Raw genomic sequence first — 23478 nt, forward strand, 5'->3', positions numbered from 1 at the left:
GTATAATCAGTGGAGTTTGAATTGATTGTGCCATGTTTTACAGGCAAATATTTAATGGATTGATGTTCGATGAAAGGAGTATTCAGCATGGAAAATATATTACATTATAAATATGAATTTAGAAATATAAGAGCAGATGAAATAGAACAGGCGGTTGCCATAGAGCAGATATGCTTTCCTCCAAATGAGGCGTGTTCAGAGAAAGCAATGACAGAGAGAATAAAGGCTGTGCCGGATCTGTTCCTGGTGGCCATTGACAAGGCTACAGGCAAGATTGCAGGTTTCTTAAACGGCATTGCCACAGACGAGTCAAGGTTCAGGGATGAGTTCTTCACAGATGTGAACCTTAACAATCATTACGGCTGTAATGTTATGCTTCTGGGACTGGATGTGCTTCCGGAGCACAGAGGTCAGGGACTTGCCACAGAGATCGTGGCTCAGTATGCCGAGAGAGAGAGAAATAACGAGAGAAGAAAGCTTATACTTACCTGCCTTGAAGGGAAGGTTGAGATGTATAAGAAGCTGGGCTTTGAAGATAAGGGCATTGCCAATTCCTCCTGGGGCGGAGAAGAATGGCATGAGATGGTGCTGAGACTTTAGGCGCTGGTTGTCGTGTGGTTTATTATGATTTTTGATGAGGTCGTTATTCATATTATGATTTTCATGTCGGAACTTTTAATATAGAAAAAATCTATATTAAAGAACTTGACAGTTAGTTCGGACTAACATAATATTGTGGTGTTACTAAAGATATTTTAATAATTTTGAAAGGCGATGAATATTATGGTAGAGACAACTGTTAGGATAGATGGCATGATGTGCGGAATGTGTGAGAGCCATATTAATGATTGCATAAGAAATAAATTTAAGGTTTCAAAGGTAAGCTCCTCCCACAAGAAGGGGGAGGCTGTTATCATTTCCGATGCTTCTCTGGATGAAGAACAGCTTAGGATGGTTATCGGAGATACCGGATATACTGTGGGAGATATTACAGAGAAGCCATACGAGAAGAAGAAAGGGATGTTTGGATGGTTCAAATAATCTTTTCCGGGCTTATGATTCCATTTGCAGGAACCGCTCTTGGAGCGGCTCTTGTGCTATTTATGAAAAAAGAACTGGGAGGTTCAACAACGAAGATATTAAGTGGCTTTGCAGCAGGCGTCATGGTGGCGGCTTCCATATGGAGTCTGCTGATACCATCAATAGAGCAGTCTGCGGGAATGGGCAGATTGAGCTTTATACCAGCTGTTGTGGGCTTTGGAGTGGGTATGATGTTTCTGTTATTTCTTGATACGGTAACACCTCATATGCACCCGGATCAGTCAGTTGAGGGACCACCAAGCAGGTTCAGTAAGCAGACCATGATGGTGCTTGCCATAACCTTGCATAACATTCCGGAGGGAATGTCGGTGGGAATATTGTATGCCGGATGGATGACAGGTAATAAATCTATTTCTCTGGCAGCGGCATTTTCCCTTGCTATAGGTATAGCAATACAGAACTTCCCGGAAGGAGCTATCGTTTCAGTGCCTCTTCATGGAAACGGATGGTCAAGGAAGAAAGCATTCGCATATGGTGTCCTGTCAGGTGTCGTAGAGCCGGTTGCCGGTGCCATAACAATAGTACTGGCATCATTTATAATCCCGATAATGCCGTACCTCTTAAGCTTCGCAGCCGGAGCCATGATGTATGTTGTTGTGGATGAGCTGGTGCCTGAGATGTCAGAGGGGGATCACTCCAACAAGGGAACTATCGCTTTTATGATAGGCTTCTGCCTGATGATGACACTTGATGTGGCACTGGGGTAGGTAGGAGTATTCCGACGAAAAAGTAAAAATCTCAATGAAAAAAGTAGAATTATCTATATTCCCAAAAACAAATAATGATAAAATGGTATATGTAAAGAGTTGGTATTGATACCAGCCGATAGCAGATCAGCAGTCATGAATGGAGGCGGCCTATGATAATAGAGCATGTTGCATTGTTTGTGAATGATCTGGAGAGTGCCAGGGATTTTTTTATAAAGTACCTTGGTGCAACCTCAAATGATATGTATCACAATAAAAAGACAGGTTTCAGATCTTATTTCCTTTCATTTGATGGAGGGGCAAGACTTGAGATCATGAACAAGCCGGAGGTGTGTGACAGCCTTAGAAATCCTGCACAGACAGGATACGCCCACATTGCATTCTCAGTGGGGAGCAAGGAGAAGGTTGACAGTCTTACGGCAGAACTTAAAGCAGCTGGCTATGAAGTTGCAAGCGGTCCGAGAATCACCGGAGACGGATATTACGAAAGCTGCATAGTGGCTATTGAAGGCAATCAGATAGAGATAACAGTATAAAACCGACTGACGTTTAATATGAACGCATCAGAAAACACATAGAAAAAGAAAGTATGATATGTTGTTATATGGAGGAATAGAAAAATGGGATACACACCTGCAGAAGACAGATATAAGGATAAGCTTGAAAATGGATTTTTCAGAAAGTGCGGAGACAGTGGCTTAATGCTTCCGCCTCTCGCTCTTGGAATGTGGCACAATTTCGGAACACATGATGATTATGAGAATATGAAGAACATGTGCTTCACAGCATTTGACAATGGTATCACACATTTTGACCTGGCAAATAACTACGGTCCTGAACCTGGCAGTGCCGAGATCAATACAGGAAAGATAATAAGAGAAGAGTTTGGTGCACACAGAGACGAGCTTGTGATCAGTACAAAGGCAGGTTATGAAATGTGGGATGGCCCTTACGGAAACTGGGGCAGCAGAAAGTACCTCATTGCCAGTCTTGACCAGAGCTTAAAGAGAATGGGACTTGACTATGTGGACATTTTCTATCATCATAGAATGGATAAGGACACACCCCTTGAAGAGACCATGGAGGCTCTTTCTCAGATAGTAAAGAGCGGAAAAGCTCTCTATGTGGGCTTGTCAAATTACGATGGAGCAACGCTTATAAAGGCAGAGAAGATCTTAAGAGACCTTCATTGCCCATTTATAATAAATCAGAACAAATACTCGATCCTCGACAGGACAGTTGAGAAGAACGGATTACTTACCACCAGCTACGAGCTGGGTAAGGGCGTTATCTGCTTCTCACCACTGGCACAGGGAATGCTTACGGACAAATATCTCAAGGATATACCTGCTGACAGCAGAGTAGTCCGTGACGGAAGATTTCTTAAGGTAGACAATATTCTTAACAACAGGGAACACCTTCTCCAGTTAAATGCTATAGCAACAGAAGCAGGACTTAAGCTTTCAGAGATGGCTATATGCTGGCTTCTTAATAAACCAGAGGTTACAACAGTGCTCATAGGTGCTTCAAGACCTGAACAGATCATTGCCAATATTGAAGCCTACAACAAGCTGCCACTGTTTAAGGAGATCGAGCAGTCCATATAGAGAGTGGCAACTTTTAAATAAGTTGATGTTCAGTAGCGGGAGAAAATAACATGAAAATAAGCATATGCTGTGTAGGTAAGGTAAAAGAGTCGTATTTCCGTGGAGCCATTGAAGAATATTCAAAGAGACTTGGGAGGTACTGCAGATTAGAGATCCTTGAGGTTGCAGACTGCAAGACACCGGACGGTGCCGGTGCTGCCGAAGAGGATGCTATAAAACAGACGGAGGGTGACAGGCTTCTGTCAAAGATAAAAGATGATGCATATGTGATAGCACTTGCCATTGATGGCAAGAAGCTGGATTCCGTAGAACTGTCAGATAAGATCGCCGGACTTGGGATAAATGGTGTAAGCCATATCCAGTTTGTTATAGGAGGCTCCCTGGGACTTCATGAGTCTGTACTTAAGAGAGCAGATTTTAAGCTGAGCTTCTCGGATATGACATTTCCTCATCAGCTTATGAGGGTAATCCTGCTTGAGCAGATATACAGAAGCTACAGGATAATTAACAACGAACCTTACCATAAATAAGATAAATACCATAAATTAAAATATATCGAATTAAAAAACAATTTCTCACAAAAAATTAATAAAAGCACGAGTCTTACGCCTATAAGACCCGTGCTATTATTAATTGTAAGGATACCGAAGGTATCGTTACGCTGCAGCAACCCTTTGCCGCAGGCAAAATCAAAATGGTTGCTGCTCCAGTAATTGTAAGGATACCGAAGGTATCGTTACACTGCAGCAACCCTTTGCCGCAGGCAAAATCAAAATGGTTGCTGCTCCCGTTAATTGTAAGGATACCTTCAAAGAACTCTCGCTATTATTATATCATTCATCAGCAGCCTGATATCATCATCCGGCAGTACGGAGATGTCATTTCTCAATATCAGATAAATGTGGAGATGATTGTCTGCCTCCACCTCAGATATGGATTTGTGTGCATTCTTTTTGTCTATACGAAACTCCACGATCTCGTTCAGATCAAGAGCCCTGGCGTTAGTCAGGTTCTGATTTCTTGTATAGCTCTCAACAAATCCTGCACTGATGATACCTGTTGGTATAGCTACAGCTCCTACTCCCAGGAAGGAAATAATTATAGCCATTGTCTTTCCAAGGATGGTTATGGGATAGATATCTCCGTAACCGACTGTAAGTACTGTACTTACTGACCACCATATTCCGCTGAAGGCATTTGAAAATACCTCCGGCTGTGCTGCGTGCTCTGCACTGTACATACACAGGGAACTTGCCATCATTAGTACAAGTATGATAAATACTGATGAAAGTATCTGGTTTTTCTTTTCTTTTAAGACTCCGGTTATTATGTTGAAAGAGTCATACTGGGCGTTCAGCCTGAACAGGTGGAATATTCTCACGACCCTTAACATTCTGAAAGCAATGAAGCCCGTAAGGAAGAATGCCGGGAGGATAGTCAGGAGATCCACAATACCATCAAAGCTCTTTAAAAAGAGCAGTCTGGATTTCACTTTCCCGGCTGTAGGGTACAGGTAGTCTGCTGTGATGATTCTCAAGATATATTCCACACAGAATATTCCCGTGGTTACCAGCTCAATGTACCTGAATATTTCAAAATAATCAGACAGCTGTGAAAATGTCTGTAGAAACATCACAGTAATATTCGTAACAATAACTATTACAATAAAAAAATCAAAAGCTCTGCTGACAAAGTTGGACTTGTCTCCTATCTGAAGTATGTCAAAAAGCTTCTGCCGCCAGGAACTCTCCCCACTATTGTTATTTGATTGGGCAATTTTCGCTTGCTTATTTTTCGATTTCATAGATAAAATTCTCACTAAAATAAAGTTGATGTGTCAAGTTTGTTTCAGCGGAGAAAAAACTGTAGACACAAATTTAGAATATCATTTCACATCATATACTTCAAGTGTTCATTTGTTTTTTGCCCCACAGCCCCGGAAGCAGAAGTGGTTCCATGAAAGGACATATGGGACAGTCAGCACTTAATGAGTGCAAAGCACGAATTTAGTACTGTTACTGTCCCATAAGAGCGAGAGCGGTCCGCTCATGGAACACACGAGGCTTAAGGGGCGTCCGCCATCCACCATGCAAATGACGCTTACCTGAACATTGTTCATGGAACGCACGAGGCTTAAGGGGCGTCCGCCATAGCCATAATCTGTCCTCAATAGTAATAATTTGGGAGCCTGTGTGAATGACTCTTTAGTGAGAATTATCCACAAACATCCCTTGAATAAAACAATGCAAATATTCCCAAAATAATGGTATAATAAAACCCTACAATAAAAAATCAAGAGGAGGACCTTAATATGGCAGAATTAAAGATTACACAGGCAGATTTCGAAGAGAAAGTTCTTAAAGCAGACAAGCCGGTGCTGGTGGATTTCTGGGCAGCATGGTGTGGACCATGCCGGATGTTGGGCCCGGTCATTTCAGATATAGCAGAGAAGTATGACGGACAGGTTATAGTAGGCAAGGTAAATGTAGATGATGAGATGGCACTGGCTCTTAAATATAATGTGAACAGTATTCCTATGGTAGCTTTGTTCAAGGATGGCAAGCTGGTGGACAGGGCGGTTGGATACCGCTCTAAAAGTGATATGGAGGACATGATAAAGGCAGTACTGTAACGGATAAATACGTCGTTTAGATACATTAGATCAAGAAGTTGTATTTTAATCTTGTTTTAATCTTTCTTATATTTTCCTTTAAAAATGCAGGTGTACTATAACATCATCAGCTGAGGAGATAAAAGATAATCAATAAGGCGGCTTCACAAAGCTCCATGAGAAAGGTTAATGGTGAATGTTATGGATAAGTTAGAAAAAGTTGAGAAATTAAGAGAGAAGACAGGCGTGACCTACGAGGACGCTAAGGCAGCACTTGAGGCATGTGACTATGATATGCTTGACGCGATCATTTATCTTGAGAAACTAGATAAGATCAAGAAACCTGACGTAGACAAGTACACCACAGAAAGCAGCGAAACCTACACAACCTCTGAGTTTGATAAGGCTCAGGAGGATTATAAGAAGGATTGCAGCAAGAAGACCCTGGGAAATGCAGTGGACGGATTTATGGGAGTTCTGAAGAAACTTCTTAAGAAGTCCATAGACACAAAGTTTGAGGTCGTAAGATATGAGGAGACTGTTATAAATGTTCCGGTGCTTGTTCTTGTGATCGCTCTTATATTTGCCTTCTGGGTTGTATTACCACTACTTATTGTGGGAATGTTCTTTGACTTCAAATATCACTTTGCGGGAATAAACAGTGTCAATGTAAATATAAATGAAATGTGTGACAAGGCAGCAGACGCGTGCACAGACATAAAGAACGACATGAAGAGTAAGTAATCAGGTACACTGGCAATTAAAAGACAGAAATAAGGCAAGCAAAATCCATGGGATATTTCCTGTGGATTTTGTGCTTTGCCGCTGGCGTACAGACAACGAGTCAAGTGCAACATGTTTGCACAAGATAATCAGGGAGGAAGAAATGGCAGATAAGATATTGATAGTTGAGGATGAGGAGAAGATAGCCAGATTTGTTGAACTTGAGCTTATGCATGAAGGATACGAGGTGGATAAGGCATTTGACGGAAGAACCGGTCTTGATAAGGCTCTTATAGGAAACTACAGCCTTATTATTCTGGATATCATGCTCCCAAAGCTAAATGGTCTTGAGGTTTTAAGACGTGTGAGAAAGGAATACCAGACTCCGGTTATCATGCTTACTGCCAGAGATGCGGTTATGGATAAGGTGGCGGGTCTTGACGCAGGAGCAGATGATTACCTCACCAAGCCATTTGCTATTGAAGAGCTTCTTGCAAGGATAAGAGTGGCATTGAAGCGAAAGAACATTGTAGAATTTGAGACCAGGAAGATGACAATAGGAGATGTAACATTAGATGTGGATCGCCATGAGGTCAGTGTGAAGGGGGAGCAGGTAGAACTTACCAACAGAGAGTTTGAACTCCTCCATGTGCTGATGGAGAATAAGGGTATTGTCATGGACAGAGAGAAGCTCATTAATCAGGTCTGCGGATATGATTTCGTAGGTGAGACAAATACTATAGATGTGTACATAAGATATCTCCGTGCCAAGATAGATGACAGGTATGGCATTAAGCTCATAAGCACTGTTCGTGGTGTGGGATATGTTATAAAGGGATAAGCTATGTCAGATAAAAGTAGAACAAAAAATACCCAGGCAAAAGGGATGTCCTCTATTGCAAGAAAGATAAACAGCAGATTCTTCTTCAAGCGTATGTGGGACTATCTCATGACGGACATTTTTATATTTTTCGCAGTAAGTCTGGGAATAATATTATGGTTTGAGAGTACGATTCCGGATACTCTTGACGCCATGAGCAGGGAGCTTGGAGTTGGAGATGGATTCCCAAGCCTTATTTATATAGTAAAGGATTACTCTGGGGCAGTGTACCGGTACGACATGGGGCAGGTGTACAGATTTGCAGTGGTGCCATTTGCAATATTGGTGATAGTGCAGTTGGTGACCCTTATGTGTACTATATTCGAGACAGGGGCTATAAGAAGAAAGCTTAAGCCATTAAACGACCTGGCGGTGAAGGCTGAGCAGGTAAGCCAGATGACTTATGATCCTTCAAAGATTAGAAATCTTGAGGCAGCTATCAATAATACCTCTCCGGATAATGATGATGTGAGCATACACACCGGAGACAGAGAGCTTAGGAGCATAGAGATAGCCCTTAATAACCTGTTAAGGGGAATGAAGGAGAGTGAGAGAAGACAGGCGAGATTCGTAGATGACGCTTCCCATGAGCTTAGAACCCCTATTGCGGTTATACAGGGATATGTAAATATGCTGGACAGGTGGGGAAAGGATGATCCTGGGATCCTTGATGAATCCATAGAAGCTTTAAAAAACGAGTCACAGCATATGAAGGATCTGGTGGAGCAGCTGCTGTTTCTTGCCAGAGGTGACAATGGACGTAATCACCTTAATCTTAATGAACTTAATATGAATGAAGTGGTGGAAGAGGTCTGCGACGAGTCCATGATGATAGATAATAAACACAGGTACAGTTTCGTCCCTGATCCGGAGGGGGAAGTTTATATTATGGGAGATACTGCCATGGTAAAGCAGTCACTAAGGATATTGGTGCAGAATGCCGCCAAATATTCGGAGGAGAATTCGGAGATCAGCTTCAAGGTAACCTCTGATGAGAGGACTGTTTCCTATGTTATACAGGACGAAGGACAGGGAATGGAGGCTTCGGATGTTGTTCATATATTTGAACGTTTCTACAGGTCCGATCAGGCGAGAAACAGCAGTACCGGGGGTTCGGGACTTGGACTTTCAATTGCAAAATGGATAGTGGATGCCCACTGTGGGCATATTGAGGTTATAAGCCGTCCGGAGATCGGTACAAGATTTACTGTAAGCTTTGACAGGTACGAGAAAAAATAGTATAGTCTGAATAGATAATAACAATTATAGTTGGAGAATTTAACTATGAGAAAGCGATTATTAATTGTGAATGTTATTGGCTGCCTTGCATTGTCATTTGGAGCAGCAGTCCTTTCGGGATGTAACGACAATAATGCCGGTACAGGCAGTGAAACTACAACTGAGGCACCATCAGAGGATGAAGCGGACGACTATGTAAATGCGGATGACTATACGGAGCATGATACTACGGTTTCAGTTACAGAGGTTCCTTCTGCCGATACAACGGCAACAGATCAGGATACGGATGATACAACTGAGGTCACTACTGAGGGTACAGAGGATGTAAATGAGGGTATAGCCACCTTAAGCGACTACCTTAATTCGGATACACCAAGGATCTTCTACATGGAGAAGGATGTGCCTACAGCTGGAAACTATCCCGAATACATATATATATTCTATGAGGAAACAGTTTCCTGTTACAGATACACGGCCAATTCAATCCCTTATGGCAAGCTTGCCACTATGAAGGACGCAGATATAAGAACTGCCGTGCTTATGGATGTTATGGCGGAGAATGTTGATGTTATATACGAGAATTCGCCTTATGAGCTTATACTTATGGAGGATGAGGAAAGTGGAATGGCAGATGAGTATATAATCGCAGACAAGCAATGCGATGAGGATGGCAATTATGTGTCCTCGGATGAAAGATTAAAGTATCTTTCCATGCTCTTTATTGAGCAGGAGGTTGATGGCGTGGTGTATGCCGGAATCATAAGGGAGAGCGGCGATGAGAAGTTGGATAATCTGTGGTATCGTCCGGGAGATGTGGAATTCGTTATTCTGGATGATGAATCGCAGAATGGAGTAGAGAAGAACCCTAAGTGGTATGTAGAACAATAAGCATGGGAAAATGCAGAATGAGACATTTGGATAATTTAGAATAAGATATTTAGAAAAGACATTTAGAATAAAAAGGAGCCATTATATTGGAATTCAATATAATAGCTCCTTTTTGTTATTGTAATGATGTCCGTGACATAGAATGGTACTATTTTGTGCCGAATATTCTGTCTCCGGCATCGCCGAGACCCGGACAGATATATGCGTTTTCGTTAAGCTCTCTGTCGATGTTACCGATGTAAAGGGTAATATCAGGATGAGCAGCCATAAGCTTCTCAATACCCACAGGAGCACCGATGATAGCCATGAACTTGATGTTCCTTCCGCCACGCTGCTTGATGAAATCAACGGCTGCAATAGCTGAACCGCCTGTTGCAAGCATTGGATCTGTGACTACCACAAGACGTTCGTCAATGTGATCGGGAAGCTTGCAGTAGTACTCGTGTGGTTCGTGAGTTTCCTCGTCACGGTAGAGACCGATGTGACCGATCTTGGCTGTAGGCACCAGGGCTGACAAACCATTTACCATGCCGAGACCGGCACGAAGGATAGGAACTATTGCAAGGTTCTTTCCGGCAATAACGGGAGACTGACACTTTTCGATAGGTGTCTCGATTTCTACATTCTCTGTTGGGAGATCTTTAAGGGCTTCATAGCCCATAAGCATTGCTATTTCTTCTACAAGAGCACGGAATTCTGCAGTACCTGTGTTCTTGTCACGAAGTCTTGATATTTTGTGCTTAATAAGTGGATGAGTCATTTCTATTACGTTGTTCATCTTATACCTCCTTTGTTCAACATTACCATATGAAATGATCTTTATGTTACACGAAATGATCTTGGGATTGCACCAAAACCAATTGGATTTTCTAGTTACTTGATCTCTGAATTCTGTGGGTTTATGCCAAGACCGCGGCTTACATCACCGGTTGGGTTCTCGCCGAATACATAGTCGTTACCGGGAAGTATAGCGTTTAATATGATACCTGCTATGGCTGCGATGGCAAGGCCTGTAAGTGTAATATCCGCACCACCTACTGAGAATGTGATACCGCCGGAGAAACCAAGACCACATACCAGGATAACTCCGGCAATGATAAGGTTTCTTGACTTGGTGAAGTCAACCTTGTTCTCAACGACATTTCTTACACCGATGGCTGAGATCATACCATAGAGGATGAAGCTGATACCACCAACGATAGAAGAAGGCATTGAACCGATTATCTCGGATACCTTAGGGAAGAAGCTTAAGATAATTGCGAATAATGCAGCAAGTCTGATAACAAGCGGATCATATACGCCTGAAAGCTCAAGAACACCTGTGTTCTCGCCGTAGGTTGTATTGGCAGGGCCACCGAACATAGCTGAAAGGGATGTTGCAAGACCATCACCTATAAGTGTACGGTGAAGACCCGGATCTTCAATGAAGTTGTTTCCTGTTGTTGCTGAGATAGCACTGATATCACCGATATGCTCCATCATTGAGGCAATGGCGATAGGTGCCATTGCAAGGATTGCTGTTACGTTGAACTTGGCAATCTGAAATGGTGGAAGACCTACAACGGCAGCGTCCTTAACACCGTCAAATACCAGGATTGCTGAGCCGTCAGGGTTTGTAACACCACATTTATATAATATAAAGGCAACCGCATATGAAATAACTACACCCATGAGTATAGGAATGATCTTGAACATTCCCTTGCCCCAGATGTTGAAAATAATAACAACTGCAAGAGCTACGATAGCAATAAGCCAGTTCTTTGAAGCGTTTGAAACTGCTGACGGAGCAAGTCCAAGACCGATACAGATGATGATAGGACCTGTAACGACCGGTGGAAGGAACTTCATAACACGCTTAACACCAACTAACTTAACTATAAGTGCAAGAACGAGGTAGAGCAGGCCGGCTACTACGATACCGCCGCAGGCATACGGAAGCTTTTCTCCCATAGTCATGTCAGCAAATATGCCTGTTTTTAACTGGCTTACTGCCTGGAAACCACCTAGGAATGCAAATGAGGATCCAAGGAATGCCGGAACCTTAAGCTTTGTACATAGGTGGAAGAACAATGTGCCGAGACCGGCACAGATAAGAGTTACCTGGATTGAAAGACCTTCGCCTTCAAAATAGTTATTTACCAGGATAGGAACAAGGATTGTTGCTCCAAACATGGCAAACATGTGCTGCAGACCGAGAAGCAGGGTTTTTGGAATACCAAGCTCCCTGGCGTCTCTTATGATTTGCTTGCTTTCGTTCATAAAACGTCCCCCTTAAGATTTTGTGTAAAAGTAGGTCTTTGGGCAGACCCTATTTCATTATATATTCATATAAAAATCAGGTCAAGAAAAAAGGTGGAATTATCGGCAGGCAATCGGCAAGGCGTCACCAATGACTGCTATCTGTTGCCCGTATGGCAGATTCTGTCCGCTGTCTTTCCATATTATATAATGCAGAACTCGCTGCGTTTTCTACTCGGTTCGCACGCTTATTAGCCTGCAGTCGCTCAAACTCACCCTGCGGGCTCAAACATGAGCTTTGTGCAGGCAGCTAGTGCGAACCTCATAACGAAAGCCTCGCTAGTGTTCATGCACATATATAATATGTCAGAACAGCTGGACTGTAGCTGAATGGGCATACAGATAAATAGCACTGCATAGGCATATGTGTGCACGCACAAGACGGTAGCGAGTATTCCGTAGCAAGGTGCAGCCTAGCAGCGAAGGCGGGCACCTGTCTGAGCCCGAAGGGCGAGTTGTGCAGGAGCCTGAGCGAACAGGCGGGTGCACCTTGTAGGAAACGCAGCGTGTCTTGGCGGCATGCATTGCCCTGACAGTGCGTACGGTTGCTCACATATGGAAAGACAGCAGCAATTAGCAGCAGGTTTCTGGCAGGGGATGCGACGATATTTTTTATAGCGGTTGAATAAATTCTTTCATAATGATAGAATGTAGGTTGTTAAATCTGACTGATAATATATGAAAGAGATGGTATATAAATATGGCAATAATTACACCAAGAACACTGTCAGGCTTCATGGAGCTGGCACCAAAGGATCAGATACTTTTCGAGAAGGTTAAGCAGAAGCTTGAGGAAACCTACCAGATGTTCGGTTTCTTCCCAATAGACACTCCTGTGCTTGAGCACAGCAACATCCTCCTTGCCAAGGCAGGCGGAGAGACAGAGAAGCAGATATACAGATTTAACAAGGGCGATACAGATATGACCATGAGATTTGATCTTACTGTACCTCTTGCAAAGTATGTGGCTAAGAATGCGGGAGAGCTTACATTCCCGTTTAAGAGATATCAGATCGGTAAGGTTTATCGTGGCGAGCGTGCACAGCAGGGACGATTCAGAGAATTCTACCAGGCAGATATAGATATAATCGGAGACGAGAATTTAAGCATTGCAAACGATGCAGAGGTTCCAAGTATCATGTATAGAGTATTTACAGGTCTTGGACTCAGTGATTTCACCATAAGGATCAACAACCGTAAGATCTTAAATGGTTTATTTGCCATGCTGGGACTTTCGGACATTGCAACGGATGTAATGAGGATAATTGATAAGATCGACAAGATCGGTAAAGACAATGTTGAGGCAGAGCTTGTGGATCTGGGTGTTTCAAAGGACGCAGCAGATACAATTCTTGAGCTTCTTACATTTAAGGGTACAAATGAAGAGGTTCTTGACAGGCTTAAGACATTTGCAGGTAAGAATGAGATGTTAGACTCAGGTGTGTCAGAGCTGTGTGAGGTTATATATTATATAGATAAGTTTGGTGTTCCGGCAGGTAATTACAGAGTTGACCTTTCTATTGCAAGAGGGCTTGATTACTATACAGGAACAGTATATGAGACAACCTTCAACAGACATCCTGAGATAGGAAGTATATGCAGCGGCGGAAGATATGACAATCTTGCCGAGTACTACACCAAGAAGAAGCTTCCGGGTGTGGGCATGTCCATTGGACTTACCCGTCTCTTTTATATACTTAATGAGTTTGATTACTTAAACAGAGATCTGGACACCGTTGCAGATCTTCTTATAATCCCTATGACAGATGATATGGCTTCAGCCGTTGAAATATCAGGTGTAATGAGAGAAGCAGGTATCAGGACTCAGATATATCTTGAGAAGAAGAAGTTCAAGCACAAGATAGGTTATGCAGACAAGCTTGGTATCCCATATGCAATGTTCCTTGGTGAGGACGAGATAAACGGTAATGTAGTCACCATAAAGAATATGAAGGCTGCCGAGGGAGATACAGACAAGCAGGTAACTGTGCCTGTTAATGAGGCTGTTGAGTTCATCAAGTCAGGACTTGCGAAGAACAACAGTGAGAAGTGCATAAAGCTTGGCGAGTAATAAAGCCGGGTATATAAGCAGCAATAAATATCAGGGAGAAAACTGATGGTATTTTCAAGTATGGAGTTTTTGTTCCGGTTCCTTCCAATATTCTTAGTTGCGTATTTTCTGACTAAGAAGGCGTATAGGAACATAACTCTTCTTATTGGAAGCTTGATCTTCTATGCTTACGGTGAGCCTGTGTATGTGCTTTTGATGATTGGTTCCATACTGGTGAACCACTTCATCGCAAGACGTATACAGAGATTTCACAGCATAGAAAAAGCAAGCGGTATAGACTGCTCCTTTGAGAGAAAGGCATGGCTGGTGACAGCTCTTGTGCTTGACTTCGGACTGTTGTTCCTGTTCAAGTACGTGAATTTCTTTATAGGAGTGGCAAATAACATAGCAGGAAGACAGCTGATAAAGGAGGTAGCTCTTACGTTACCTCTTGGTATCAGCTTTTATACATTCCAGATAACATCATACATAATTGATGTGTACAGAAAGAAAATAGTGGTACTTAAGAGCTCTATATGCTTTGCAACCTATGTGTGCATGTTTCCACAGCTTATAGCGGGACCTATCATAAATTATCCGGAGATAAAGCCGGAGATGCAGGGCATAAGAAAGGCAAACCTTAAGCAGATAGAGTGGGGTGTCACGGAATTTATAGTGGGACTTGCCTACAAGGTTCTTCTGGCAAATAAGATCGCATCTCTGTGGAATGATGTGCAGATGGCAGGGGCCTATGGCATAAATACAGCCACCGCATGGCTTGGATCCTGGGGCTATTCCATGCAGATCCTGTTTGATTTCATGGGCTATTCCCTTATGGCCATGGGACTTGGAGCCATAATGGGCTTCAGATTTCCGGTAAACTTTAAGGATCCGTATTGTGCAGTATCTATGACGGACTTCTGGCGTAGGTGGCACATTACCCTGGGAAGATGGTTCAGGGAATATGTGTATATCCCTATGGGCGGCAACAGAAAGGGCTTTGTCCGTATGGTATGGGCGATGTTCGTGGTCTGGGTGCTCACAGGTCTGTGGCACGGGGCAGATTGGAACTTCCTTATATGGGGATTGTTTTTATTTGCAGTGTTATTCGTAGAGAAGCTGTTCTTAGGTAAGGTGCTTGATAAGGTTAAGATATTGGGACACCTGTATATGCTGTTCATGATACCTTTGTCATGGACCATATTCAACATAAGTAAGCTTGACCAGCTTAAGGTATATCTTAAGAGGATGTTCGGCATGCATATTGATGGCTCTGTAGTCATTGACGGCATGGCGAGATTTAAGGATCTGCTTGGAACCTACTGGTGGCTCCTTCTTATATGTGTTGTGTGCTGTACGCCTCTTCCATATAAGCTTATCTGCAGATTTTACAGAAATTATATATGCAAGATAATCCTTCTTGTGCTGTTCTGGTATTCCGTATATCAGATCGCCCTTGGGGGAAATAATCCATTCTTGTATTTCAGATTTTAAAGGAAGGCAATAGCCTATGAAACTTTTAAAAGCGATAGCAAAGTTTCCTTTGTTTGTGGCAATTATAATATCAGGCCTGGGACTTACCGCCTATGGATATTTCTCAGGAAAATACAATATATCTGTAACCATGGATCACCCTATACTGGCGGCGGTACTGACCGCTGATTATGTGGCAACAGACGGTGACGCTGACAGGGCAACGGCAACAGACGCTCCGGTGGCAACAGACGGTGACTCGGCAGCTGGCAGTACAACCGGTAATGACGGAGCAGCTTCCGGGGACGGCACGAAGGATGCCGACAGCAATACCGGCAGTACCGGAGACAATGCTGATAACAACGGTAATGGGGCAGGCGACAACACCGATGGCAGTGGCGGCATACAGACAGGACCGGATTACAATAACGGAGTTAAGATAGTCCAGACTGATGAGGTGCTGCAGTCCGGTAAGGCTGATAATGTGAAGGCTCCTATACCTACAAAATATCAGTCCATAGCAGCCAGAGCCAGCAGGAGTCCTGACAGCTACAATGATGTGAATAAGATTGCTCTGACCACTGCATATCCTTATATAGATGTGGATGAGTCTTATTTTGATGACGCGGTATTTATCGGGGATTCAAGAGTTGAGGGATTGGAGCTTTATTCAGGACTTAAGAACACCACATTCTATGCAGTCCAGGGACTTACCATATTCGGACTTATGGGACATGAGTATGCCAAGGTTGGCGACAGCACAGTAAGTCTCAGGGAAGCTTTGTCCCGGAAGCAGTTTAAGAAGATATACATAATGGTAGGTGTCAACGAGCTTGGAACCTGGACAGATACCTTCACCGACGCCTACAAGGAAGCAATAGATGAAATAAGGGAGCTGCAGCCGGGAGCAGTAATATTCATCCAGGGTATCATGTATGTGAGTGATGATTATTCTAAGGCTCATGATATAGTAAACAATGATAATATAATAGATAAGAACAATCATATTGCTGCCCTGGCAAATGGCGTGGATATCTTCTACCTTGACATGAATCTTGCCATAACCGATGACAGTGGATATCTGGATCCGGATCTTACCTGGGATGGTGTCCACCTTCAGGCACAGTATTACTCTCTGTGGGTTGATTTCCTGAAGTCCCACGGACTTGACAGCTACATGTTTGAATAAATAAAAGAAATACAGGCGCCGTCTCTGCACCTGCAGGGAGGGAAAACTCCCCGGCAGATCGTGACGACGCCCTTTTTATAATCCGACATCAGGGTAGTGCAACATGCATGGGTTTGATGTCGTGGTATTGATCAGACCGAAGTTAAGTCTGCGGGAGTTCCCGCCACCGGTTAGATCGTACCTGTTACAGTTACTGTTGCGATGCCCGGGGTTACAGTGTACTCACCTGTTGTGCTCTGAGTGAAGGTCGCAGCAGGAACAGTGATCTGACCCGGAACGGTCTGGAAGAGACCTGTTGTCTCATCGTAGGTGTAGAAAGTTGTTACCGGCATTGTATCACCGTTATAGGTTACAGTGATATTGGACAGAGCCGGGGTAAATGTGTCTATGATAGTTGCATTGTCTGTGGCTGCGGCAGCAGTATTTCCCATGTTCTGGATAATAAAGGTGTAAGTGATCTGACCATTTCCGTTGATGGTTGTAGGAGAAAGAGACTTACTGATGTTCAACATCGGAGCAGCAAGTACTGTCACTGTCTCTGTGGCTGTTACCGGCTCTGTGAGACCGGTGCCTGTTATGGTCACAGTATTTGTTATTGTGGAAGCTGCGGCAGGAGGTGCAAAATTATTCGCAGTGGTTTCGTATACAATAGTTGTGTTGCCGCCGGCAGGCACTGAGATGCCTGTAAGTGTAAGCGGTCTTGCGGCACCTATTGTAGATGTTGCCTGGAGTGCACCGTTTATATAATATCTGATTGAATCAGGAGTGTATGTCAGTGGATATACAGTACTTGTGTTGTATGTGTATGCACCAAGGTTATCAGTTACAGTAAGTCCGGTATAATCGGTTGTGCCGGAGTTGACTATACTTATGACGTAGGTTACATTATCACCGGAAGTATAAGTTGGAACCAGGGCGGTCTTGGTGGCTGTAAGGGAGCCCACGATCTCACCTGTGGTTATATTGGAAGTAGTGGTCGTGTTGTTATAATTCAACGTGGCCTGATTGTAAAAAGTTGCCATATTAATACCTCGTCTTTCTTTTGAATTAAGAGACCGATATGTCTCTGATTTAATATATGCATGGAGCGGGGGATGGGTAACTGCCCAAAAGGGGCTTCATAAAATTTTAGAAAAAATTTTTGAATAAGACCGGATAGTACCATAAAAATACCGGCATTCATGCGTATAGTATGTGAGGGATGAAAAAAAGAAAGGAACAGGTGTTGATATGAGAAAGAAATTTGTAATGCTTGGCATAGTGTCAGCAATGATGATGGGATTATTTGCAGGCTGCGGTTCAGATACCGGTAATAAGGAGGGCAATACCGCCACACAGACCGACGCAAATGGAAGCAATGTGGATGTAAACGACAATAATGTGGATGACAAAGATGTGAGTGAAGAGAAGGTGAGCGCAGAGGAGCTGAAATCCGCCGGGGCGGTTGTGGCTGATGGCGTTAATTCTACAGGTTATGCCATATTTAAGAACCTGTATGACGGAGGAAATATCTGTATCTCTCCATACAGCATAGAGTCAGCCATGGCGATGATAACCAACGGTGCGGAAAATGATACATTAAGGGAGCTTATGGAGTCTCTTGGAATAGAAGATATTGACAGCTTTAATCAGGCAATGAAGACTGTGAACTCAGGACTTCAGGGGGATGGAGCTACAGTTGATATTGCCAATTCCCTCTGGAGAAACGGCTCTGTGAAGGATACATTTGCAGAGGATCTTAAGGATTATTACTCTGCGGAAGTTAAGGATGTGGACTTTTCGGATGAGAGAACAGTTGATGAGATAAACCAGTGGGTAAGCAACGCCACCAATGACAAGATAAACAGACTCGTGGACAGGCTTGACAGCGGTACAAATGCTGTGATATTAAATGCAGTGTATTTCAATGGTAAGTTTGCAGAGCCATTCCCAAAGAATAACACCATGGAAGGAAGATTTTTCACAGGAGACGGCAGCAATATCAAGACAGATATGATGGCGATCTACGACGGCAGCTTCCCTTACTATGAGGGCAACGGACTTAAGGCAGTGCGTCTTGCTTATGAGGACAGCAATGTGGTGATGGATCTCTATATAACCGACAAGAACGGCATGGAGGTTGAAGGGGAAAATGCAGTGGATATATACAATTCCCTCACTGATGAGCAGAAGCAGGAGATGTATAATGCACTTTCTACCGGTGAGGTGAAGGAGCTTACAGCCCTTTCAATGCCTAAGTTTGAATTTGCCTCTGAGACCATAAGCATAAAGGATGTGCTTATGAAAATGGGAATTAATAAGGCGTTTTCTGAGAACGCAGAATTTGGTAAGATAGGTGATAATACAATGCTTTCGGATGTGCTTCACAAGACCTATATAAAGGTTGATGAGGAAGGAACCGAGGCGGCAGGGGTTACCGCAGGGCTGACTAAGGAGACTGCAATGCCGGTTGAGGAAGTATACAATTTCGTGGCAGACCAGCCATTTGTATATGTTATAAGTGACAGCAGTACCGGAGCTATATTGTTCATGGGAGCTATGACAGATGTGAGTCTGGTGGTGGATTAGAAATGTGTGGCAGATAAAAACAGATCTGCTTATTTGAAAATTTTGTGAGAGGAAGCAGCAATGGGAACTTTATATTTTACAAGGCACGGACAGACCATATGGAATGTGGAGAATAAAATCTGTGGAGCTACAGACATAGCCCTTACAGAGATGGGACATGAGCAGGCAGAGGAGACCGGCAGATGGCTTAAGGAAAGAATCGATGCAGGTGAGATCCATATTGATTGGATACTGTACTCGCCGCTTATAAGGGCAGCGGAGACTGCAAGACATATTTCTGAAGCTACAGGCATACCTATGAGACCTGAGCCGAGGATTGTGGAGCAGTGTTTTGGCAGATATGAGGGGACTCCGAGAAACGGTGTGGAATTCAAGAACGCTAAGGCACATTTTCTTGACCACTATGGAGACGGAGAGACCATGATGCACCTGTGCCAAAGGGTGTACAACCTTCTTGATGAGGTAACGGCAGATAAGGAGAAGACCTATATGCTGGTTGCCCACAATGGTATATCAAGAGTGGTACATTCATACTTCAACGATATGACAAATGAGGAGTATGCAGCCTTCGGCATAAAGAACTGCGAAGTGAAGGAATATAAATTCCGGTAAGAAAAAAGCATGTGCGATTTGCACATGCTTTTTTATCGATGTCCGCCGTTTTTTGGTGTCTGCCCTTGAACCTGCTTTATCTACCTCTGCGGCTTGCTGCCGATACGCCCGAAGTATGCACCTATGATACCACCTATTATGTGGGTCAGGTGCGAGATATTGTCTGACACAAATATTGAGTCATATACCTGCTCGCCGATGTACAACACGAACACCAGAATGAAGGTCAGTGGTATGCTTCCGTCCTTTATGCTGGTGAAGGAGGCAAGAAGTATCATGGCAAATGCTACTCCGCTGGCACCTAAAAGCATCACATGAGGAAAGAATATAAAGTGGACTACACCGGTTATTATTGCGGTGGATACGATAAGAAATATCATATCCGCAGAACCGTATTTTTCCTCAAGGAGTGGTCCGATAACCAGTATCAGCATAATATTTCCCATGAAGTGGGACACCCCCGAATGTCCGAATACATGTCCGATAAATCTCACATATGTAAGTGGATTTAAAAGTGATGAGCGGTACACCGAGAAGAACATTCTGGTGGTGTGTCCGCCTGTGAGCTGCCCGAGTATCAGTGCCGCGAGACATATTGCTGTAAATGTAAGTATTACAGGTGAATTGAACGAAATCTTTAAAGTATAGTGTTTCTTTGTATTTCCTGAAGCCATGTAGTGAAAAATCCTCCCCCTTAAAATCTTTATACATTGTAACTTAAAAAAAGTGCAAATTCAATACGTAACCCTGGGCGTATACTCGGTACATAAGTTAAATACAGAGAGCCCGGAACATCAAACTGCAACAAGCTTTCCAGGTACTATGTGAGAGTAAAGACCTGCAAGACTATAGGAGGCAGAACCTGTACATCAGGAAATAGAGTGATCAAGTGGGCTTATATGTTTTGGTATTAAGAGCGCTAAATGGGTTGATATGTTACTTGAATATATGATAAAATTGACTCAATCAAAGATTGACGATATATGTCTTCGCTATAGGCGGGGACATATTGTCATTTGCAAAATAATATGTCTGTGTCAAGTGCACAATCGACTTGCCGCCGAGAGAAAACGAGGGGCGCAGGCAAAATTTAAATGGACTGATGTTCAACGTAAGGGAGGTATAATATGAGAAAGAAATTTTTAAAGGCAATTTCGTTGGTGGCAGCGTCTGCCATGGTTGTGGGAATGACTGCCGATGTCAGGGTATCGGCAAATCCTGCAGGTGACAGCACAGATGCACTGACAACAGAGGAAACGTCAGCAGAACCTGTGGAGGATGTGACAGAGGAAGCCACATCAGAGGATAACACCGAGGTGACTACTGAGGAGGAGACAGAGGTTACAACCGAGGCTCCGGAGGAAACTACAGAAGTGGTTACCGAGGAAGATACCGAAGTTACAACCGAAGAGGAGCAGAGCACCACAAGTATCGAATCCGTATTATATGAGGCTAAGGATTCAAGAGCAGTAGGCGAGCTTATCGGAGAGCATAAGGATGATATAGATTCATATGTAGAGGGCAAAGCCTCAAAGTACAGTCTTAAGAGACTTATGCTGTTCACAAGTGACAAGCTTAAGGAGTCATATAACGCCACTGACATAATCCATATTGGTGACTATGAGGAGTACGTGCTCCAGTTTGAGACAGAAGAGGATACAGAGGCGGCATACAACAGCCTTTTGGCAAAGTATGGTAAGGACAGTGTATTTATAGACCAGGTTCTTGACGCTGATTCCCTTTTTGGAGATCAGACATACGCAGCGTCGGTTGAGGTTAAGTTCACAAATGCATACAGTCTTAATGACACAGTGCTTAACCAGAATGGCGTTTCATACAGCAGCTACACTCCGATATCCTGGGGCGTAAAGGATATGGGAATGGATGTGCTTAAGAGTGACTTCAATAATCACAATTTCACAAACAGCGTTAGGGTAGCCGTTGTTGATACAGGCCTTGATGACAGCCACTATATCTTTAACGGACGTGTTGATGTGGACCACAGTTATAACTTCGCCGATGGCAGTTGGAATTATACAGATGAAAATGGACATGGAACCCATGTGGCAGGTACTATATGTGATGCAACACCAAGTAATGTATATATTCTTGCATGCAGAGCCTTTGATTCTGATGGATATGCAACAGACACATCTCTTGCGGCAGCAATGCAGTATGCAGTGTCCCAGAAGGCTGACGTTATAAACTGCAGCTTTGGTAAGGAGAGCGCCGATGCAGAAAGCTTCACATATCTTAATACCGCAATCAATGCAGCATACAAACAGAATACCATTATATGTGTAGCATCAGGAAACAGCACAATAGATGTACGCTACGCATATCCTGCCAATAACGGAAAGGTTATCACAGTTGCTTCCATAGATGAATATCATAATACATCATATTTCTCAAACTATGGTAAGTCAGTAAACTTCAGTGCACCGGGTGAGAATATACGTGCGGCATTTCTTAATGGTCGTGAGGAGTCCTTAAACGGTACTTCAATGGCAACACCACACATCTCTGCTGCCTGCGCATATATTAAGATGGTAAATAAAAACGGTAATCTCGGTTATGTTTACAATACTCTTAAGTCATATGCCAAGGATCTCGGACCAAAGGGTTGGGATGAAGACTATGGATATGGATATGTAGATCTGACCAATTACTTCTATGATACGTTTACATATACAAAGCTTAAGAATATTACCCAGACATCAAAGGGTATATACACATACTGGTATCCTGTAGACGGAGCTACCGCTTATACCGTATACAGAAAGGTTGACAATGGATCATGGAAGACATTCAAGACAGTAAGTGCTAATGCAACAAGTTTTTGTGATACAACAGCATCAACACAGCATGTATACTCATATACAGTAAGAGCCCATGTAAATGGAAAACAGGGAACCTACAACAAGACAGGTCTTTCTATTAAGAGAATAGGGCAGCCTGCAACAAAAACATATAACTGGTCAAATGGTATCAGCGTTGAGTGGGGTAAGGTTGCAGGCGTAACAGATTACAAGATCTACAGAAAAGCAGGCAGTGAGACATCATGGAAGCTTGTAGGTTCAGTAAAGAGTACTTCAAGCAGATTTGTAGATACAAATGTTAAAGAGGGAACCAGCTACAGATACCTTGTTAAGGCAATGAGTGGCAGCTACTCAAGTGGCTGTGAGAACAATAAGACCAGTGTTATATACAGGCTTGGATACAGATATGCGGGATCATTTAAGAACAGCATGAGAGGCCTGCTTTCTATCGGGTGGGCAAGAACAGCAGCCTGTGACGGATATCAGGTTATGTATGCCGATAACAAGAATTTCACCGGAGCGTATACTAATACACTTAAGGGCAATACAAATGGTAGTCTGAACATTTCGGTTGGTCAGGGCAAGACCTGGTATGCCAAGGTAAGATGTTACAAGAAGGTAAATGGAGTAACATATTACTCTGCATGGGGTAACGTAGTATCCTGTTATGCAGCAAAATAATCAGCAAAGATATCTGCAGATAAAGATGTATA

At 43.2% G+C, this 23478-nt stretch carries 22 protein-coding genes; 17 read left to right on the plus strand and 5 right to left on the minus strand.

The features are described 5' to 3' along the window. Positions 1 to 87 precede the first annotated feature (87 nt). The 6 genes from DXB54_RS03690 (at position 88) to rlmH (ending at position 3945) form a co-directional block, all read left to right on the plus strand. Complete coding sequence (locus DXB54_RS03690) at positions 88 to 600, plus strand: GNAT family N-acetyltransferase (RefSeq protein WP_021938831.1); 513 nt, start codon at positions 88 to 90, stop codon at positions 598 to 600. A gap of 183 nt (positions 601 to 783) precedes the next feature. Further along, positions 784 to 1041 (plus strand): heavy-metal-associated domain-containing protein, encoded by a 258-nt coding sequence (locus DXB54_RS03695; protein ID WP_021938830.1) that lies wholly within the window; start codon positions 784 to 786, stop codon positions 1039 to 1041. After that, on the plus strand, positions 1029 to 1808 hold the full coding sequence (locus DXB54_RS03700; RefSeq protein WP_118694288.1) for a ZIP family metal transporter: 780 nt from the start codon (positions 1029 to 1031) through the stop codon (positions 1806 to 1808). The genes DXB54_RS03695 and DXB54_RS03700 overlap by 13 nt, the downstream gene beginning before the upstream one ends. Positions 1809 to 1960: 152 nt before the next feature. Beyond that, a complete protein-coding gene (locus DXB54_RS03705) occupies positions 1961 to 2344 on the plus strand; it encodes a VOC family protein (RefSeq protein ID WP_118694289.1) in 384 nt (127 codons plus the stop codon). A gap of 84 nt (positions 2345 to 2428) precedes the next feature. Next, positions 2429 to 3415 (plus strand): aldo/keto reductase, encoded by a 987-nt coding sequence (locus tag DXB54_RS03710; RefSeq protein ID WP_118694290.1) that lies wholly within the window; start codon positions 2429 to 2431, stop codon positions 3413 to 3415. Between the two features lie 50 nt (positions 3416 to 3465). Continuing rightward, positions 3466 to 3945: a 23S rRNA (pseudouridine(1915)-N(3))-methyltransferase RlmH gene (gene rlmH, locus DXB54_RS03715; protein ID WP_021938826.1), complete on the plus strand. Its 480-nt coding sequence runs from the start codon at positions 3466 to 3468 to the stop codon at positions 3943 to 3945. A gap of 278 nt (positions 3946 to 4223) precedes the next feature. Here the strand turns inward: rlmH and DXB54_RS03720 are convergent, their stop codons facing one another. Next, positions 4224 to 5219, minus strand: a complete 996-nt coding sequence (locus DXB54_RS03720) for an ion transporter (RefSeq protein WP_118694291.1) — start codon at positions 5217 to 5219, stop codon at positions 4224 to 4226. 507 nt (positions 5220 to 5726) lie between these two features. On the opposite strand from DXB54_RS03720, the gene trxA reads away from it, so the two are divergent. The 5 genes from trxA (at position 5727) to DXB54_RS03745 (ending at position 9756) form a co-directional block, all read left to right on the plus strand. After that, on the plus strand, positions 5727 to 6047 hold the full coding sequence (trxA, locus tag DXB54_RS03725) for a thioredoxin (protein WP_118694292.1): 321 nt from the start codon (positions 5727 to 5729) through the stop codon (positions 6045 to 6047). A 180-nt stretch (positions 6048 to 6227) separates the two neighbouring features. Beyond that, entirely contained in the window at positions 6228 to 6770 is a 543-nt protein-coding gene (locus tag DXB54_RS03730) for a DUF4342 domain-containing protein (RefSeq protein WP_118694503.1), read from the plus strand. A 142-nt stretch (positions 6771 to 6912) separates the two neighbouring features. After that, positions 6913 to 7590 (plus strand): response regulator transcription factor, encoded by a 678-nt coding sequence (locus DXB54_RS03735; RefSeq protein WP_118694293.1) that lies wholly within the window; start codon positions 6913 to 6915, stop codon positions 7588 to 7590. A 3-nt stretch (positions 7591 to 7593) separates the two neighbouring features. Then, a complete protein-coding gene (locus DXB54_RS03740; RefSeq protein WP_118694294.1) occupies positions 7594 to 8868 on the plus strand; it encodes a sensor histidine kinase in 1275 nt (424 codons plus the stop codon). A gap of 45 nt (positions 8869 to 8913) precedes the next feature. Continuing rightward, the gene (locus DXB54_RS03745; RefSeq protein WP_118694295.1) at positions 8914 to 9756 is read left to right on the plus strand and encodes a hypothetical protein; all 843 of its coding nucleotides are present in this window, start codon (positions 8914 to 8916) and stop codon (positions 9754 to 9756) included. A 148-nt stretch (positions 9757 to 9904) separates the two neighbouring features. Here the strand turns inward: DXB54_RS03745 and upp are convergent, their stop codons facing one another. Beyond that, entirely contained in the window at positions 9905 to 10534 is a 630-nt protein-coding gene (upp, locus tag DXB54_RS03750) for a uracil phosphoribosyltransferase (RefSeq protein ID WP_021938819.1), read from the minus strand. A gap of 95 nt (positions 10535 to 10629) precedes the next feature. Further along, on the minus strand, positions 10630 to 12015 hold the full coding sequence (locus DXB54_RS03755) for a uracil-xanthine permease family protein (protein WP_021938818.1): 1386 nt from the start codon (positions 12013 to 12015) through the stop codon (positions 10630 to 10632). Positions 12016 to 12754: 739 nt separating this feature from the next. Between DXB54_RS03755 and hisS the strand changes: the two genes are divergently transcribed. From hisS to DXB54_RS03770, 3 genes are read left to right on the plus strand one after another with little or no spacing between them, the layout of a single operon-like run. Further along, positions 12755 to 14125 (plus strand): histidine--tRNA ligase, encoded by a 1371-nt coding sequence (gene hisS / locus DXB54_RS03760; protein ID WP_021938817.1) that lies wholly within the window; start codon positions 12755 to 12757, stop codon positions 14123 to 14125. A 45-nt stretch (positions 14126 to 14170) separates the two neighbouring features. Further along, positions 14171 to 15598, plus strand: coding sequence for an MBOAT family O-acyltransferase (locus DXB54_RS03765; RefSeq protein WP_021938816.1), 1428 nt, complete (start codon positions 14171 to 14173; stop codon positions 15596 to 15598). Between the two features lie 16 nt (positions 15599 to 15614). Next, positions 15615 to 16766 (plus strand): GDSL-type esterase/lipase family protein, encoded by a 1152-nt coding sequence (locus tag DXB54_RS03770; protein WP_118694296.1) that lies wholly within the window; start codon positions 15615 to 15617, stop codon positions 16764 to 16766. 170 nt (positions 16767 to 16936) lie between these two features. Here the strand turns inward: DXB54_RS03770 and DXB54_RS03775 are convergent, their stop codons facing one another. Continuing rightward, complete coding sequence (locus DXB54_RS03775; protein WP_118694297.1) at positions 16937 to 17788, minus strand: DUF11 domain-containing protein; 852 nt, start codon at positions 17786 to 17788, stop codon at positions 16937 to 16939. 208 nt (positions 17789 to 17996) lie between these two features. Here DXB54_RS03775 and DXB54_RS03780 point away from each other — a divergent pair, with 208 nt between their 5' ends. Both DXB54_RS03780 and DXB54_RS03785 read left to right on the plus strand, forming a co-directional pair. Further along, entirely contained in the window at positions 17997 to 19334 is a 1338-nt protein-coding gene (locus tag DXB54_RS03780; protein WP_118694298.1) for a serpin family protein, read from the plus strand. A gap of 60 nt (positions 19335 to 19394) precedes the next feature. Continuing rightward, positions 19395 to 19946 carry a histidine phosphatase family protein gene (locus tag DXB54_RS03785; protein WP_118694299.1) on the plus strand — a complete coding sequence of 184 codons (552 nt, stop codon included), beginning with the start codon at positions 19395 to 19397 and terminating at the stop codon, positions 19944 to 19946. Between the two features lie 80 nt (positions 19947 to 20026). Here DXB54_RS03785 and DXB54_RS03790 read toward each other — a convergent pair whose 3' ends face one another. After that, positions 20027 to 20620 carry a rhomboid family intramembrane serine protease gene (locus DXB54_RS03790; RefSeq protein ID WP_021938811.1) on the minus strand — a complete coding sequence of 198 codons (594 nt, stop codon included), beginning with the start codon at positions 20618 to 20620 and terminating at the stop codon, positions 20027 to 20029. A gap of 453 nt (positions 20621 to 21073) precedes the next feature. Between DXB54_RS03790 and DXB54_RS03795 the strand changes: the two genes are divergently transcribed. Then, positions 21074 to 23446, plus strand: coding sequence for a S8 family serine peptidase (locus tag DXB54_RS03795; RefSeq protein ID WP_118694300.1), 2373 nt, complete (start codon positions 21074 to 21076; stop codon positions 23444 to 23446). The last annotated feature ends 32 nt before the right edge of the window (positions 23447 to 23478 follow it).

The sequence above is a fragment of the Coprococcus sp. OM04-5BH genome (genome assembly GCF_003482105.1).
Lineage (GTDB): Bacteria > Bacillota > Clostridia > Lachnospirales > Lachnospiraceae > Coprococcus.

Coding starts and splice junctions, on each gene's coding strand:
- DXB54_RS03690 (WP_021938831.1), top strand. CDS start 88: ATGGAAAATATATTACATTATAAATATGAATTTAGAAATATAAGAGCA.
- DXB54_RS03695 (WP_021938830.1), top strand. CDS start 784: ATGGTAGAGACAACTGTTAGGATAGATGGCATGATGTGCGGAATGTGT.
- DXB54_RS03700 (WP_118694288.1), top strand. CDS start 1,029: ATGGTTCAAATAATCTTTTCCGGGCTTATGATTCCATTTGCAGGAACC.
- DXB54_RS03705 (WP_118694289.1), top strand. CDS start 1,961: ATGATAATAGAGCATGTTGCATTGTTTGTGAATGATCTGGAGAGTGCC.
- DXB54_RS03710 (WP_118694290.1), top strand. CDS start 2,429: ATGGGATACACACCTGCAGAAGACAGATATAAGGATAAGCTTGAAAAT.
- rlmH (WP_021938826.1), top strand. CDS start 3,466: ATGAAAATAAGCATATGCTGTGTAGGTAAGGTAAAAGAGTCGTATTTC.
- DXB54_RS03720 (WP_118694291.1), bottom strand. CDS start 5,219: ATGAAATCGAAAAATAAGCAAGCGAAAATTGCCCAATCAAATAACAAT.
- trxA (WP_118694292.1), top strand. CDS start 5,727: ATGGCAGAATTAAAGATTACACAGGCAGATTTCGAAGAGAAAGTTCTT.
- DXB54_RS03730 (WP_118694503.1), top strand. CDS start 6,228: ATGGATAAGTTAGAAAAAGTTGAGAAATTAAGAGAGAAGACAGGCGTG.
- DXB54_RS03735 (WP_118694293.1), top strand. CDS start 6,913: ATGGCAGATAAGATATTGATAGTTGAGGATGAGGAGAAGATAGCCAGA.
- DXB54_RS03740 (WP_118694294.1), top strand. CDS start 7,594: ATGTCAGATAAAAGTAGAACAAAAAATACCCAGGCAAAAGGGATGTCC.
- DXB54_RS03745 (WP_118694295.1), top strand. CDS start 8,914: ATGAGAAAGCGATTATTAATTGTGAATGTTATTGGCTGCCTTGCATTG.
- upp (WP_021938819.1), bottom strand. CDS start 10,534: ATGAACAACGTAATAGAAATGACTCATCCACTTATTAAGCACAAAATA.
- DXB54_RS03755 (WP_021938818.1), bottom strand. CDS start 12,015: ATGAACGAAAGCAAGCAAATCATAAGAGACGCCAGGGAGCTTGGTATT.
- hisS (WP_021938817.1), top strand. CDS start 12,755: ATGGCAATAATTACACCAAGAACACTGTCAGGCTTCATGGAGCTGGCA.
- DXB54_RS03765 (WP_021938816.1), top strand. CDS start 14,171: ATGGTATTTTCAAGTATGGAGTTTTTGTTCCGGTTCCTTCCAATATTC.
- DXB54_RS03770 (WP_118694296.1), top strand. CDS start 15,615: ATGAAACTTTTAAAAGCGATAGCAAAGTTTCCTTTGTTTGTGGCAATT.
- DXB54_RS03775 (WP_118694297.1), bottom strand. CDS start 17,788: ATGGCAACTTTTTACAATCAGGCCACGTTGAATTATAACAACACGACC.
- DXB54_RS03780 (WP_118694298.1), top strand. CDS start 17,997: ATGAGAAAGAAATTTGTAATGCTTGGCATAGTGTCAGCAATGATGATG.
- DXB54_RS03785 (WP_118694299.1), top strand. CDS start 19,395: ATGGGAACTTTATATTTTACAAGGCACGGACAGACCATATGGAATGTG.
- DXB54_RS03790 (WP_021938811.1), bottom strand. CDS start 20,620: ATGGCTTCAGGAAATACAAAGAAACACTATACTTTAAAGATTTCGTTC.
- DXB54_RS03795 (WP_118694300.1), top strand. CDS start 21,074: ATGAGAAAGAAATTTTTAAAGGCAATTTCGTTGGTGGCAGCGTCTGCC.